General features: G+C 73.2%; 16 protein-coding genes. 14 read left to right on the top strand and 2 right to left on the bottom strand.

The genetic code is table 11. The features are described 5' to 3' along the window. The first annotated feature begins 169 nt into the window (after nt 1–169). The 13 genes from AB0958_RS42340 (at nt 170) to AB0958_RS42280 (ending at nt 8,998) form a co-directional block, all read left to right on the top strand. Nucleotides 170–622, top strand: a complete 453-nt coding sequence (locus tag AB0958_RS42340; RefSeq protein ID WP_366895831.1) for a phage holin family protein — start codon at nt 170–172, stop codon at nt 620–622. A gap of 216 nt (nt 623–838) precedes the next feature. Next, nucleotides 839–2,686, top strand: a complete 1,848-nt coding sequence (locus AB0958_RS42335; protein ID WP_366895830.1) for a transketolase — start codon at nt 839–841, stop codon at nt 2,684–2,686. Beyond that, entirely contained in the window at nt 2,683–3,681 is a 999-nt protein-coding gene (gene ligD, locus AB0958_RS42330; protein WP_366895829.1) for a non-homologous end-joining DNA ligase, read from the top strand. The genes AB0958_RS42335 and ligD overlap by 4 nt, the downstream gene beginning before the upstream one ends. A gap of 45 nt (nt 3,682–3,726) precedes the next feature. Further along, nucleotides 3,727–4,086: a gas vesicle protein gene (locus AB0958_RS42325; RefSeq protein ID WP_366895828.1), complete on the top strand. Its 360-nt coding sequence runs from the start codon at nt 3,727–3,729 to the stop codon at nt 4,084–4,086. Between the two features lie 46 nt (nt 4,087–4,132). Then, entirely contained in the window at nt 4,133–4,567 is a 435-nt protein-coding gene (locus AB0958_RS42320) for a gas vesicle structural protein GvpA (protein ID WP_132893764.1), read from the top strand. Then, nucleotides 4,564–5,337 carry a GvpL/GvpF family gas vesicle protein gene (locus tag AB0958_RS42315; RefSeq protein ID WP_366895827.1) on the top strand — a complete coding sequence of 258 codons (774 nt, stop codon included), beginning with the start codon at nt 4,564–4,566 and terminating at the stop codon, nt 5,335–5,337. The genes AB0958_RS42320 and AB0958_RS42315 overlap by 4 nt, the downstream gene beginning before the upstream one ends. A gap of 4 nt (nt 5,338–5,341) precedes the next feature. Continuing rightward, nucleotides 5,342–5,605: a gas vesicle protein GvpG gene (locus tag AB0958_RS42310; protein ID WP_132893760.1), complete on the top strand. Its 264-nt coding sequence runs from the start codon at nt 5,342–5,344 to the stop codon at nt 5,603–5,605. Further along, a complete protein-coding gene (locus AB0958_RS42305; RefSeq protein ID WP_366895826.1) occupies nt 5,602–6,258 on the top strand; it encodes a DNA primase in 657 nt (218 codons plus the stop codon). The genes AB0958_RS42310 and AB0958_RS42305 overlap by 4 nt, the downstream gene beginning before the upstream one ends. Further along, the gene (locus AB0958_RS42300) at nt 6,255–7,379 is read left to right on the top strand and encodes an SRPBCC family protein (protein ID WP_366895825.1); all 1,125 of its coding nucleotides are present in this window, start codon (nt 6,255–6,257) and stop codon (nt 7,377–7,379) included. Before AB0958_RS42305 ends, AB0958_RS42300 begins: the two co-directional genes overlap by 4 nt. Then, a complete protein-coding gene (locus tag AB0958_RS42295) occupies nt 7,376–7,723 on the top strand; it encodes a gas vesicle protein (protein WP_366895824.1) in 348 nt (115 codons plus the stop codon). Before AB0958_RS42300 ends, AB0958_RS42295 begins: the two co-directional genes overlap by 4 nt. Continuing rightward, nucleotides 7,720–8,532, top strand: a complete 813-nt coding sequence (locus AB0958_RS42290) for a GvpL/GvpF family gas vesicle protein (RefSeq protein ID WP_366895823.1) — start codon at nt 7,720–7,722, stop codon at nt 8,530–8,532. Before AB0958_RS42295 ends, AB0958_RS42290 begins: the two co-directional genes overlap by 4 nt. Then, on the top strand, nt 8,529–8,717 hold the full coding sequence (locus tag AB0958_RS42285; protein WP_046730146.1) for a gas vesicle protein: 189 nt from the start codon (nt 8,529–8,531) through the stop codon (nt 8,715–8,717). The genes AB0958_RS42290 and AB0958_RS42285 overlap by 4 nt, the downstream gene beginning before the upstream one ends. 17 nt (nt 8,718–8,734) lie before the next feature. Next, nucleotides 8,735–8,998, top strand: coding sequence for a gas vesicle protein K (locus AB0958_RS42280; protein ID WP_360242334.1), 264 nt, complete (start codon nt 8,735–8,737; stop codon nt 8,996–8,998). 40 nt (nt 8,999–9,038) lie between these two features. Here AB0958_RS42280 and AB0958_RS42275 read toward each other — a convergent pair whose 3' ends face one another. Together AB0958_RS42275 and AB0958_RS42270 are read right to left on the bottom strand one after the other, a co-directional pair. Beyond that, nucleotides 9,039–9,854: a methyltransferase domain-containing protein gene (locus AB0958_RS42275; RefSeq protein WP_366895822.1), complete on the bottom strand. Its 816-nt coding sequence runs from the start codon at nt 9,852–9,854 to the stop codon at nt 9,039–9,041. Between the two features lie 140 nt (nt 9,855–9,994). Continuing rightward, nucleotides 9,995–11,482 (bottom strand): phosphatase PAP2 family protein, encoded by a 1,488-nt coding sequence (locus tag AB0958_RS42270; protein WP_366895821.1) that lies wholly within the window; start codon nt 11,480–11,482, stop codon nt 9,995–9,997. 79 nt (nt 11,483–11,561) lie between these two features. Here AB0958_RS42270 and AB0958_RS42265 point away from each other — a divergent pair, with 79 nt between their 5' ends. Next, complete coding sequence (locus AB0958_RS42265) at nt 11,562–12,221, top strand: histidine phosphatase family protein (RefSeq protein WP_366895820.1); 660 nt, start codon at nt 11,562–11,564, stop codon at nt 12,219–12,221. Nucleotides 12,222–12,298 lie beyond the last annotated feature (77 nt).

The following is a 12,298-nucleotide window of genomic DNA, read 5'->3' as shown; positions in this document are numbered from 1 at the left end:
TCTCCGCGGCGTCGCGACGCCCGCCACCCCGCACGCCGATCGCACGCACCGAACGCCGCTCCTTCTCCCACGGAGATCCATCAGAAGGGCCCTAGTTGGAGCGGTGCGGTCCGGGGCGGCCTCCGGTGATCTCCTGTTATGCCGATTCGGCCCCGGGTACCCGCACGGCATGGAGCACATCGACCATCTGGAACATCTGGACAAGGAGCTCGTCGACGAACTGGCGCAGGTCGCCCGCGAGACCGTACGCGACGAACTGCGCGAGCAGGGCCGCAAGCGGCGGCGCACGGCGGCCATGTACGCCGCTTCGGGCGCGGCCGCCCTGTACGCGGGGGCCGCGGTCGCGCTGGCCGTGGGGCTGGCGCTGGCGATCGTGCTGCCCGGCTGGGCCGCGGCGCTGATCACCGCGGTGCTCCTCGGCTCGGCCGCCTACCTGCTGCGGGAGGCGGGCCGTCCGAAGAGGCCGCACGCCCCGCACGCGGCGGCCGGAGGCGTGGCCCCCACCGGGCCGTCGGACGGACTCGGCGTCCCGTACCCGCCGATGCCGCCCACCCCGCCCGCCACCCCCGCCCCGAACACCCCGGACGCCACGACCCCGGTCACGCCGCGCCACCGGACCTGAACCCGCCCACCCCACAGGCGGCACCCCGTGGGCCGCACCGCGACGCGTCCCGGCCGGGGCGCCCTCGGCGGGCGGCGTCCGGCGCGCCCGCCTACGGTGGCGGGGGGAGGCGCCCGCCGCACCTGTGCAGGCGCACCGTGACCGGCGGTCTCCGCAGCGTGGCCACCGGCCCCGGGTGCGCGCCGCGCAACCGTGACACTTCCCGGAAGGAGCCCCATGAACACCGCCGAACTCGTAGAACTCGCACAGCAGTTGCGGGTGGACAGCGTGCGGGCCGCCGCCGCGGCCGAGTCCGGGCATCCGACCTCGTCGATGTCCGCCGCCGACCTGATGGCGGTCCTGCTCGCCCACCATCTGCGCTACGACTTCGACCGCCCCGACCACCCCGGCAACGACCGCTTCATCCTCTCCAAGGGCCACGCCTCACCCCTGCTCTACGCCGCGTACAAGGCGGCCGGCGCCATCGACGACGCCGAGCTGCTCACCTTCCGCAAGCTCGGCAGCCACCTGGAGGGGCACCCCACCCCGCGCCGGCTGCCGTGGGTCGAGACCGCCACCGGCTCCCTCGGCCAGGGCCTGCCGGTGGGCGTCGGCATCGCCCTGTCCGGGAAGCGGCTGGAGCACGGCCACTACCGGGTCTGGGTGCTGTGCGGGGACAGCGAGCTGGCGGAGGGCTCCGTGTGGGAGGCCGCCGAGCACGCCGGGTACGAGCACCTCGACAACCTCACCCTGATCGTGGACGTCAACCGGCTCGGCCAGCGCGGCCCCACCCGGCACGGCCACGACCTCGACGCCTACGCCCGCCGCTTCCAGGCCTTCGGCTGGCACACCGTCGAGATCGACGGCCACGACGTGGACGCCGTCGACCGTGCCTACGGCGAGGCCGCGTCCACCACCGGGCAGCCCACCGCCATCCTCGCCCGCACCCGCAAGGGCCGGGGCGTCAAGGCCGTGGAGGACCGCGAGGGCATGCACGGCAAGCCGGTGCCCGACGCCGAGGAGGCCGTCGCCGAACTCGGTGGACTCCGCGACCTGCGGGTCCACGTGCAGGAGCCGTCCGCGGCCCGGGCGCCGCACTCCGTGCCCACCGGCCCGCTCGAACTCCCGCGCTACGACCAGGGTGACGAGGTCCCCACCCGCGACGCCTTCGGCAAGGCGCTGGTCGCGCTCGGCACCGCGCGCGCCGACGTCGTCGCCCTGGACGGCGAGGTCGGCGACTCCACCCGTACCGAACTCTTCGGCAAGGAACACCCCGACCGGTACTTCGAGTTCTACATCGCCGAGCAGCAACTGGTGGCGGGCGCCGTCGGCATGGCGGCGCGCGGCTGGGTGCCGTACGCCTCGACCTTCGCGGCCTTCCTCACCCGCGCCCACGACTTCGTGCGGATGGCCTCGATCAGCGGCAGCGGCATCAACCTGGTCGGCTCGCACGCGGGCGCGGCGATCGGGCAGGACGGCCCCTCGCAGATGGGCCTGGAGGACCTGGCGATGTTCCGCTCGGTCTACGGCTCGACCGTGCTCTACCCGTGCGACGCCAACCAGACCGCGAAGCTGGTCGCCACCATGGCGGGTCTGGACGGCATCCGCTACCTGCGCACCTCCCGCGGCGCGAGCCCGGTGATCTACGGCCCGGACGAGGACTTCCCGGTCGGCGGCAGCAAGGTGCTGCGCTCCTCCGACGAGGACCGGCTGACGGTGGTCGCCGCCGGGGTCACCCTGCACGAGGCGCTGAAGGCCGCCGACGCGCTCGCGGAGGACGGCATCCAGGTCCGGGTGGTCGACCTGTACTCGGTCAAGCCCGTCGACCGGGAGACACTGCACCGCGCCGCCGAGGAGACCGGCTGCCTGCTCACCGTCGAGGACCACCACGAGGAGGGCGGCCTCGGCGACGCGGTCGCGGAGGCCTTCACGGACGGCAGGCCCGTACCGCGCCTGGTCAGGCTCGCCGTACGGACCATGCCGGGGTCGGCCGCTCCCGACCAGCAGCTGCACGCCGCCGGCATCGACGCCGAGGCGATCGCGACGGCCGGCCGGCTGCTGGTGGAGGAGGCGGTCGTGCGGTGACCGACGGCACGACGCGGCCGGTACGGGCCGGCCGCCGCACGGTGGAACTGCACCGGCCGGACAAGGTCCTCTTCCCTGGCGACGACGGTGGCGACGACGGTGGCGGGGACGGGAGCGGCGGCGGGGCGACGGAGTACACCAAGGCCGACCTCGTCGACCACTACCGCTCCGTCGCGCCCTTCATGCTGCCCCAGCTGCGGGGCCGCCCGCTGATGCTGGAGCGGTACCCGGACGGCCTGGACGGCCCCCGGTTCATGCAGAAGAACACCCCGGACCACTACCCGGACTGGATCGAGCGGGCCACGGTCGCCAAGGAGGGCGGCACCGTGACCCACGTGGTCTGCGGCGACACCGCCACCCTCGTGTACCTCGCCGACCAGGCCTGCGTCACCCTGCACCGCTGGCTCTCCCGCGCCACCCGGCCCGACCGCCCCGACCGGCTGGTCCTGGACCTGGATCCGCCCGGCGACGACTTCGCCGCAGTCCGCCAGGCCGCCGGCTGGGCCGGTGACCTGCTGGACCGGCTCGGCCTGCCGTCGGCACCCATGACCACCGGCTCCCGCGGCGTCCACCTCGTGGTACCGCTGAACGGCGGGCACCCCTTCGACGAGGTCCGCGCGTTCGCCCACGACCTCGCCGAGCTGCTCGTCGCCGAGCACCCCGACCGGCTCACCACCGCCGTCCGCAAGGACGACCGGGGAGACCGGCTCTTCCTGGACATGGGACGCAACGCCTACGCGCAGACCGCGGTGGCCCCCTACACGGTGCGGGCCAGGCCCGGCGCCCCCGTCGCCGTACCCATCAGCTGGGACCAGCTCGCCGACCCCGACGTCGACGCCCGCCGCTGGACGATCGCCGACGCCGCCGACCAGGCCCGCACCAGACCCTGGGCCGGGCTGTCCGGCCGGGGCCGGGCGCTCGGTCCGGCCCGGCGCAGGCTGGATGCGCTACGGAAGGGAGTCGTGCGACCGCACAAAGTGTCCGGCCGGATGTGAAGGTTTGAGCGGGGTACCTCCGGCCACTCGAACCAAGAGGTGGCCATGACGAACACACACGACACGTCTCAGACACACGATTCACGTCAGGAACGCAATCGCGACAACGAATCCCACGCGGCCGCGAAGGACCGGCTCGGGCCGATGGACGTCCTGCGCCAGGCACGCGCCCAGCTCGCCGAACTCACCGGCATGACGGCCGAGTCGGTGTCCTCCTTCGAACAGACGGAGGACGGCTGGGCGTTGGAGATCGAGGTACTCGAACTCCAGAGGGTGCCGGACACCATGAGCCTGATGGCGAGCTACCAGGTCGAACTCGACCCGCAGGGTCAGCTCACCGGATACCGGCGGGTCCGCCGCTACGAGCGCGGACGCGCCGATACGGCACGGTCCGGCGGCCGCTAGGCCGCCCGCCCGCAGAGGATTCCCACGACAAGGAGGTCGGACAAGCATGACCGTAGTACCCGCACAACAGACCGGCGGAGGCGGCTCCAGCGGCCTCTACGACGTGCTTGAACTCGTCCTCGACCGAGGACTGGTCATTGACGCGTTCGTGCGGGTCTCTCTCGTCGGCATCGAAATCCTGAAGATCGACGTACGCGTCGTCGTCGCCAGCGTCGACACCTACCTGCGCTTCGCCGAGGCCTGCAACCGGCTCGACCTGGAGTCGGGCCCCAACAAGAGCCCGGGTCTGCCCGAGATCGTCGGTGAGGTCACCGAGTCCGGCGCCCGCGGCAAGTCGAAGGGCGCGCTGTCCGGCGCCGCCCAGACCATCTCCGACGCCTTCCAGCAGGCCCGCGACGAGCACTCGGGCGAGACCGAGTCCCGGCCGCGTGCGCGTAAGTCGACCACGTCCCGCCGCAAGGAGAGGGAGGAGCAGGAGTGAGTACGTACGTCTACGGCATCACGGCCGCCCGGCACCCCTCCCTGCCCGAGGGCATGGGCGGCGTGGGCGACCCGCCCTGCCCGGTGCGGATCATCACCGAGGGTGAGCTGGCCGCGGTGGTCAGTGAGGCCCCCGAAGGGCTGCGGCCCAAGCGGCGGGACCTGCTCGCCCACCAGAACGTCCTGGCGGAGGCGGGTGGCGGCGGCTGCGTGCTGCCGATGCGGTTCGGCAGCGTCGCCCCGGACGACGAGACCGTCGCGGGTGTGCTCGCCGAACGCGCCGATCACTATCTGGAGCGGCTGCGCACCCTCGACGGCAGGGTCGAGTACAACATCAAGGCCAGCCACATCGAGGACGCCGTGCTGCACCGCGTGATGTCCGAGAACGCGGACCTCCGTGCCCTCGCCGAGTCCAACCGGAAGTCCGGCGGCGGCAGCTACGAGAGCCGGCTGCAACTCGGCGAGATGGTGGCGGCCGCCGTCCAGGCCCGGGAGGCCGAGGACGCGGTGGAGGTGCGCCAGGCACTGGAGCCGGAAGCGGCGGCCGTGAGCGTGGGCCCCGAGTCGACCGGCTGGCTCGCCAACCTGTCGTACCTGGTGGACCGGGCCGAGGCCGAGAAGTTCCTCGCCCAGGTCGACCAGCTGCGCAAGAGCCATCCGCACCTCGACGTGCGGGTCAACGGCCCGCTGCCGCCGTACAGCTTTGTCGAACCCGGGCCCTCCGAGCCCGCGGGCACCACCGTCGGCGGTGCGGAGGGCGGTCAGGAGTAAGGCCATGGGACTGATCAAGGAGCTGCTGCTACTGCCGTTCGCGCCGGTGCGCGGCAGCGCCTGGGTCGTCGAGCAGGTCGTGCACGAGGCGGAGCGGATCTACTACGACCCCGCCACCGTCCGGGCCGAGCTGGCCCGGCTGGAAGAGCGGCTGGAAGCCGGCGAGATCGACGAGGAGGAGTTCGACCGGGCCGAGGACGAACTCCTCGACCGGCTGGAGACCGCCCTGCGCAACGACGCGGGGCACGGCAATGGGACACGTATATGAATCGCATGGGACTGGGCCTCGCGATCGGGGCCGGATATCTCCTGGGCCGGACGAAGAAGCTCAAAATGGCCCTCGCCGTGGGCTCGCTGGTGGCGGGCAAGCGGCTGAACCTGGGTCCGAAGGCACTGCTGGACCTCGCCAACCAGCAACTGCGTGACAACCCGCAGTTCAAGGAGATCGGCGACCAGTTGCGCCAGGACCTGCGCGGGGTCGGCAAGGCCGCCTCCGGCGCCATGGTCGAACGCCAGCTGGGCGCCCTCGCCGACCGGCTGCACGGCCGCACCGCCGAGGTGCGCGACCAGCTGGCCGGCGTCGTGCCGGACTCCGGTGACCTCGGTCTCGGTGGCGGCCGGGACGACGAGGACGCGGAGAACGCCGACAACGAGGCGGAGGAGGCCGAGGCGCGGGACGACGAGGACGAGGAACGGGACGAGGACGGTCCGGCCGAGGACGAACCGGACGGGCCGGAGGCCGAGCGGTCGGCGAAGAAGGCGCCCGCCAAGAAGGCCCCGGCCAAGAAGGCGCCCGCCAAGAAGGCCCCGGCGAAGAAGGCCGCCGCGAAGAAGGCGCCGGCCAAGAAGGCCGCACAGGGCCGGGCCGCCGCCAAGAAGACGGCCGGCCGGGCCCGGCCGAAGGGAGGCGGTGACCAGTGAACACCGGACCGATCGGCAACGTGGCCCGCTCCGAGGCCGCCGACCGCCTGAAGGCGGAAGTCCAGGAGTACCTCGCGGCTCAGGCCCAGCGCCTGCTGGTGGGCGCGGGGACCAAGCTCGGCGAGGCGACGGGCAAGCTCAACGACATCGCCGAGGGCAACAGCCCCGGCTTCGGCAAGCTCGCCCTCGACGCCGGCCGCAAGGTCGCCGAGGGCAAGGGCCCGGTGCGCTCCGCGGTGGAGCTGGGCCTCTCCCACGCCAAGGACACCGTCATGGACAAGGTGAAGAACCTGGGGGGCGGCAAGGGCAAGGGGAAGGGCAAGGGCTCGGGGCAGAAGCCGACGGTCATCATCGAGTCCGTCGACGTCGGCGTCCCGGTGCGCACGGCCTACGACCAGTGGACCCGCTACCAGGACTTCAGCACCTTCGCCAAGGGCGTCAAGAGCGCCGGCCGGGCCGACGACACCACGTCGGACTGGCAGGGCAAGATCTGGTGGTCCAGCCGCAGCTGGAAGGGAAAGACGCTGGAGCAGGTGCCCGACTACCGCATCCAGTGGTCGTCGGAGGGCGCCAAGGGCACCCACAAGGGGGTCGTGACCTTCCACCGTCTCGACGACAACCTCACCCGCGTGCTGCTGGTGATCGAGTACTACCCCAGCGGCTTCTTCGAGAAGACCGCCAACATCTGGCGCGCCTCCGGCCGCCGCACCCGGCTCGACCTGAAGCACTACGCCCGCCACATCTCCATGAAGGGCGAGGTCGACGACGGCTGGCGCGGCGAGATCCGCGACGGCGAGGTGGTCGTCAGCCACGAGGACGCCCTGGCCGAGGAGGAGAACGCCGAGGACCAGGACGAGGGGCGGGAAGAGGGGCAGGACGAGGAGCCCTACGAGGGTGAGGAGCCGTACGACGAGGCGGACGAGGGCTCCGAGGAGGACGATGAGGAGGAGGCCGAGGGGTCCGAGGAGCCCGACGAGCCCGAGGAGTACGAGGCCGACGGGTCCGAGGGACCCGAGGAGTACGAGGCCGAGGACGAGGACTACGAGGAGGACGAGGAGGAGGAACCCGAGGAGGAGCCTGAGGACGAGGACGAGTACGCCGAGTCCGGGAGCCGTCGATGACGATGGCGGGCCGGCTGCCCGAGTCCTACGGCCGGGACGGCGGCGGGGGCGCGAACCTCGCCGACATCCTGGAGCGCGTCCTGGACAAGGGCATCGTCATCGCCGGCGACATCAGGATCAACCTGCTCGACATCGAACTGCTCACCATCAAACTCCGCCTGGTCGTCGCCTCCGTGGACCGGGCGAAGGAGATGGGGATCGACTGGTGGGAGCGCGACCCGGAGCTGTCGACGCGCGCCCGGAGCGACCAGCTCACCCGGGAGAACCTCGAGCTGCGGGAGCGGCTCGCGGCCCTGGAGGCGCTGGAGGCCGGACGTGGGCAGCGCCAGAGGGAGGACGGATGACCGCACAGGGCGGACTCCGCTATGTCTACGCCGTCTGCCGCCCCTTCGAGGCGGCCCTTCAGGCCCAGCTGACCGGCGTGGGCGGGACCCCGCCGGGGCTGCTCAGGCACCGCGACCTGGTGGCCGTCGTCAGTACGGTCCCGGAGCAGGACTTCGCCGAGGAGCCGCTGCGCGGGCATCTGGAGGACCTGGACTGGCTGGCCGCGACCGCCCGCGCCCACCAGGGCGTGATCGACGCGCTCACCACGGTCACCACCCCGCTGCCGCTCCGGCTCGCCACGGTGTTCCGCGACGACAGCGGTGTACGGACCATGATGGAGGCCCGCGAGGCCGACTTCCTGGACACCCTCGACCGGCTCGAAGGCCGGGTGGAGTGGGGGGTGAAGCTGTACGCCGAGCCCACCGAGCCGGAGCGGGCGCCCGAGCCCGCCGGACGGCCCGCCAGCGGACGTGACTACCTGCGGCAGCGGCGCTCGCGCACCCGCGAACACGAGGAGAAGTGGCGGGCCGCCGAGGAATTCGCGCACCGGCTGCACGAGCTGCTTGCGAGCGCGGCCGAGGATTCCCGGCTGCACCCCCCGCAGAACGCCTCGCTGTCCGGGGTCCCCGGGCAGAACCTGCTCAACGCGGCCTATCTGGTGCGGCGCGCGGATTCCGAGGAGTTCGTGGAACTGGTCGACCGTACGAAGGACGAGGCGCCGGGCATGCGGGTGGAACTCACCGGCCCCTGGGCGGCCTACTCCTTCACCGAGCCCGTGGGCCGCCCCCAGGAGCAGGAGCAGGAGCAGGAGCAGGGGGAGGCGCGGTGACCGTCGTGGAACGCCGTGAGGTCGCCCTGGTGGACCTGCTGGACCGGCTGCTGGCCGGCGGGGTCGTCATCACCGGCGACATCACCCTGCGCATCGCGGACGTCGACCTCGTCCGCATCGACCTCAACGCGCTGATCAGCTCGGTCAACGCCCAAGTGCCCGCACCCTGGGGGGAGCCGACGTGAGCGAGCACCGCAACCGGATGGACCTCGACCCGGACACGGTGGAGCGCGACCTGGTGAAGCTCGTCCTGACCGTCGTGGAGTTGCTGCGCCAGCTGATGGAACGGCAGGCGCTGCGCCGCTTCGACACGGGCGACCTCACCGAGCAGCAGGAGGAACGGATCGGGCTCACCCTGATGCTGCTGGAGGACCGCATGGCCGAGCTGCGGGACCGCTACGGACTGCGGCCCGAGGACCTCAACCTGGACCTCGGGCCGCTGGGACCGCTGCTGCCGCGCCAGTGACCCGGCCGCCACGGCACGGGCACGGCCGACGGGGTCCGGCTCACTTGCGGCAGAGGATCTCTCCGTGCAGGACGGCGAACCAGCCGTCCTCCTGCTCCGCCCACCGGCGCCAGGCCGCCGAGATCGCCCGCAGCTCCGCCGTGCTCGCGTGCCCGCCCTCGGTGGCCCGCTCGGCGTAGGACGAGGCGACGGTGCGGTCCGCCCACAGTCCGCCCCACCACCGCCGTTCCTCGGCGGTGCTGTACGTCCAGGTGCCCGAGGTGGCCGTGATGTCGGTGAGCCCCGCCGCCAGGGCCCAGGACTTCAGCCGCCGCCCGGCGTCCGGCTCGCCTCCGTTGGCCCGCGCCACCCGCCGGTACAGCGCCAGCCAGTCCGCCAGCCCGGGCACCGCCGGGTACCAGGTCATCGCCGCGTAGTCCGAGTCGCGTACGGCGATGAAGCCGCCCGGTTTCGTGACCCGGCGCATCTCGCGCAGCGCCTGTACCGGGTCACCCACGTGCTGGAGTACCTGGTGGGCGTGGACCACGCAGAACGTGTCGTCCGGGTAGTTCAGCGCGTGCACGTCGGCGACCGCGAAGTCCACGTTCGTCAGCCCCCGCCCGGCGGCGGTCGCCCGGGCCTGCTCCAGGACCTCCGGTGCCCGGTCGACGCCGGTGACCCGGCCCTCGGGTACCAGGGCCGCCAGGTCCGCGGTGATGGTCCCCGGGCCGCAGCCGATGTCCAGGATCCGCATGTGCGGCTTCAGCGCGCCGAGCAGGTAGGCGGCCGAGTTGGCGGCGGTGCGCCAGGTGTGGGAACGCAGCACCGACTCGTGGTGCCCGTGCGTGTAGACGGCGGTCTCCTGTGGCTTCGACATGGCCCAACCCCTTCGCGTCGCACCGGCGGACGGGGCCGGACGACCCCGTCCCGCGGTGACCGCAACGCTACGCCCGCATGCCGAATAATGAGACCTGCGTTTTGTCATGTGGACTGATGAGGTGTCAGGTGTGATGGGGGTCAGGGCAGCGGCCGGTACACCGTCAGCGCCTCCGGCAGCTTCTCGACGGTCATCCCGCCGGTCACGTCGACGACCTCGCCGTCGTAGGCGAGCGGGGTGCCGGCCGCGATGCCCGTCAGGCTGAGCCGGCTCACCCGGGCCTCCGCGTGCGCGGGGGAGCGGGTGAGCGGGCCCGCGAGCGCGGCGGACAGCAGCCGCAGCGCGGGATGCCGGCCACCGTGCACCACCCGTACGTCTAGCTGCCCGTCCGCCAGGTCGGTACGGCGGCCCGGCGCCAGGCCCATCCGGCGGTAGTGGCAGTTGCCCACGAACAGCAACCACAACGGGTGCGTCTCACCGCGCAGTTCGACCTTCAGCGGATGCCGGTCCGTGCGCAGCACGCGCACCGCGGCCAGCACCTCGGCGGGCCAGCTGCCGATCCGGCCCGCCCACCGCTCCCGCTCCCGGACCAGCTCCGGATAGATTCCCAGGCTCAGCGTGTTCAGGAAGATGCCCTGCCGGTCGCCGGAGCGGAAGCGGCCGACGTCCACCCGGACCGCCGCGCCCTCGCGCACCGCCCGGGCGAGGCCCCGGCCGTCCTCCACGCTCAGGTCGTAGGCGAAGTGGTTGAGGGTGCCGCCGGGCAGTACCGCGAGCGGCAGCCCGTGGCGCAGGGCGGTGGCGGCGGCCGCGTTCACCGTGCCGTCGCCCCCGCACACCCCGAGCGCCTGGGCCCGCAGCGCAGCCTTCTCCAACTCGGCCTTCACCTCGTCGGGCTCGCACTCCACCAGCTCCGCACCGGGCAGCTCGTCGTGCAGCGCCCGCACCCGGTCGGCACTGCCCGAGGCGCGGTTGGCGACCACCACGAGCCCCTCCCCGTCGGGCAGCGCCGGGGCCTTCGCGCGCGGCCGGGCCGGCGGGCCGGTCTGCGCCCGGGTCGGCACCAGGGCACGTACGGCGAACGCGGCACCCGCGCCGAGCGCCGCGCCCGCCAGCACGTCGCTCGGGAAGTGCACGCCCGTGTACACCCGCGACATGGCCACGGAGAACGCCACCGGCGCCACCACCGCGCCCCATCCCGGGGACTCCAGGGCGACACCGGTCGCGAAGGCCGCCGCCGACGCGGCATGCCCGGACGGGAACGAGGTGGTGATCGGCTGCCGCTTCAGCTGCCGGGCCAGCGGGACCGGGTCGAGGAGCGGCCGCGGGCGGCGTACCGAGCGCTTGCCGAGGGTGTTGATGGTGAGGGAGGCCAGGGCCAGCGAGGCCAGACCACGGGCGGCGGCCCGGCGCGCCCGGGGGGTGCGGGACGCGGCCACCGCGGCGGCCGTCGCGAACCACAGCACCCCGTGGTTCGCGCTGCGGCTCAGCCGGGGGAGCACCGGCTCGGCGAACGGCCAGTTCCGCTCGGCGGCCACCTCGAACAGCCGGGAGTCGAGGCGGAGCAGCCGGTCGCGCAGGGCGTTCCGGCCGGGCTTCAGGAGGGTCAGGTCGACATCTGGGCTCATGCCGGTCCGGATACCCTGAAGTGGCTGTTTCCTGCCCCTACGGGGTGCGGTCGAGTGAGAACTGAGAGGAAACCCCTGGATGCGCCTGCTCCTCATACGCCACGGGCAGACCCCGGCCAACGTCGCCTACCTGCTCGACACCGCCGTCCCGGGGCCCGGTCTCACCCCCCTCGGCGAGCGGCAGGCGGCGGCGCTGCCCGCGGCCCTCGCCGACGAGGACATCGAGGCGCTCTACGTCTCCACCCTGACCCGCACCCGGCTCACCGCCGCACCGCTGGCCGCCGCCCTGGGCCTCGAACCGATCGTCCGCGACGGCATCCGGGAGGTCTCCGCCGGCGACCTGGAGATGCTGCCCGGCCACTCCGCGGCCGGCGAGGAGTACATGCGGACCGTCTTCGCGTGGGCGGCCGGCGACACGGGGCTGCGCATGCCGGGCGGCGAGACCGGCACCGAGGCGCTGGGCCGCTACGACGCGGTGGTGGCGGAGGCCGCCGCAAGCGGGGCCGGCACGGTCGCGATGATCAGCCACGGCGCCGCGATCCGGATGTGGACGGCGGCCCGCGCGGCCAACGTCGACGTCCCCTACGCGGCGTCCCGCCCCCTGGACAACACCGGCGTGGTGATCCTGGAGGGCTCCCCGACGGACGGCTGGAAGGCGCTGTCCTGGGAGGGGGCGGTGGTGGAGCCGACGGGGGCGAGCGGGCCGACGGGGGAGGCGCTGGGGGGCGTCTCCGAGTGACGCCGGGTGCGGCCCGGTGGGGGCTGGTCGCGCAGTTCCTCCCCCAGCCTCCGGCCGGGGGTACCCCCAGCGCCCCT

It is taken from the genome of Streptomyces sp. NPDC006655, from assembly GCF_040703965.1.
Taxonomy (GTDB): Bacteria; Actinomycetota; Actinomycetes; order Streptomycetales; family Streptomycetaceae; genus Streptomyces.
Note: the sequence above shows the minus strand (reverse complement) of the source record. Positions and strands in the feature narration are given on the sequence as shown.

What these genes read in the sequence shown, in the direction of transcription:
- AB0958_RS42340 (WP_366895831.1), top strand. Translation starts at nt 170, where the DNA reads ATGGAGCACATCGACCATCTGGAACATCTGGACAAGGAGCTCGTCGAC.
- AB0958_RS42335 (WP_366895830.1), top strand. Translation starts at nt 839, where the DNA reads ATGAACACCGCCGAACTCGTAGAACTCGCACAGCAGTTGCGGGTGGAC.
- AB0958_RS42325 (WP_366895828.1), top strand. Translation starts at nt 3,727, where the DNA reads ATGACGAACACACACGACACGTCTCAGACACACGATTCACGTCAGGAA.
- AB0958_RS42320 (WP_132893764.1), top strand. Translation starts at nt 4,133, where the DNA reads ATGACCGTAGTACCCGCACAACAGACCGGCGGAGGCGGCTCCAGCGGC.
- AB0958_RS42310 (WP_132893760.1), top strand. Translation starts at nt 5,342, where the DNA reads ATGGGACTGATCAAGGAGCTGCTGCTACTGCCGTTCGCGCCGGTGCGC.
- AB0958_RS42305 (WP_366895826.1), top strand. Translation starts at nt 5,602, where the DNA reads ATGAATCGCATGGGACTGGGCCTCGCGATCGGGGCCGGATATCTCCTG.
- AB0958_RS42295 (WP_366895824.1), top strand. Translation starts at nt 7,376, where the DNA reads ATGACGATGGCGGGCCGGCTGCCCGAGTCCTACGGCCGGGACGGCGGC.
- AB0958_RS42290 (WP_366895823.1), top strand. Translation starts at nt 7,720, where the DNA reads ATGACCGCACAGGGCGGACTCCGCTATGTCTACGCCGTCTGCCGCCCC.
- AB0958_RS42280 (WP_360242334.1), top strand. Translation starts at nt 8,735, where the DNA reads ATGGACCTCGACCCGGACACGGTGGAGCGCGACCTGGTGAAGCTCGTC.
- AB0958_RS42275 (WP_366895822.1), bottom strand. Translation starts at nt 9,854, where the DNA reads ATGTCGAAGCCACAGGAGACCGCCGTCTACACGCACGGGCACCACGAG.
- AB0958_RS42270 (WP_366895821.1), bottom strand. Translation starts at nt 11,482, where the DNA reads ATGAGCCCAGATGTCGACCTGACCCTCCTGAAGCCCGGCCGGAACGCC.
- AB0958_RS42265 (WP_366895820.1), top strand. Translation starts at nt 11,562, where the DNA reads ATGCGCCTGCTCCTCATACGCCACGGGCAGACCCCGGCCAACGTCGCC.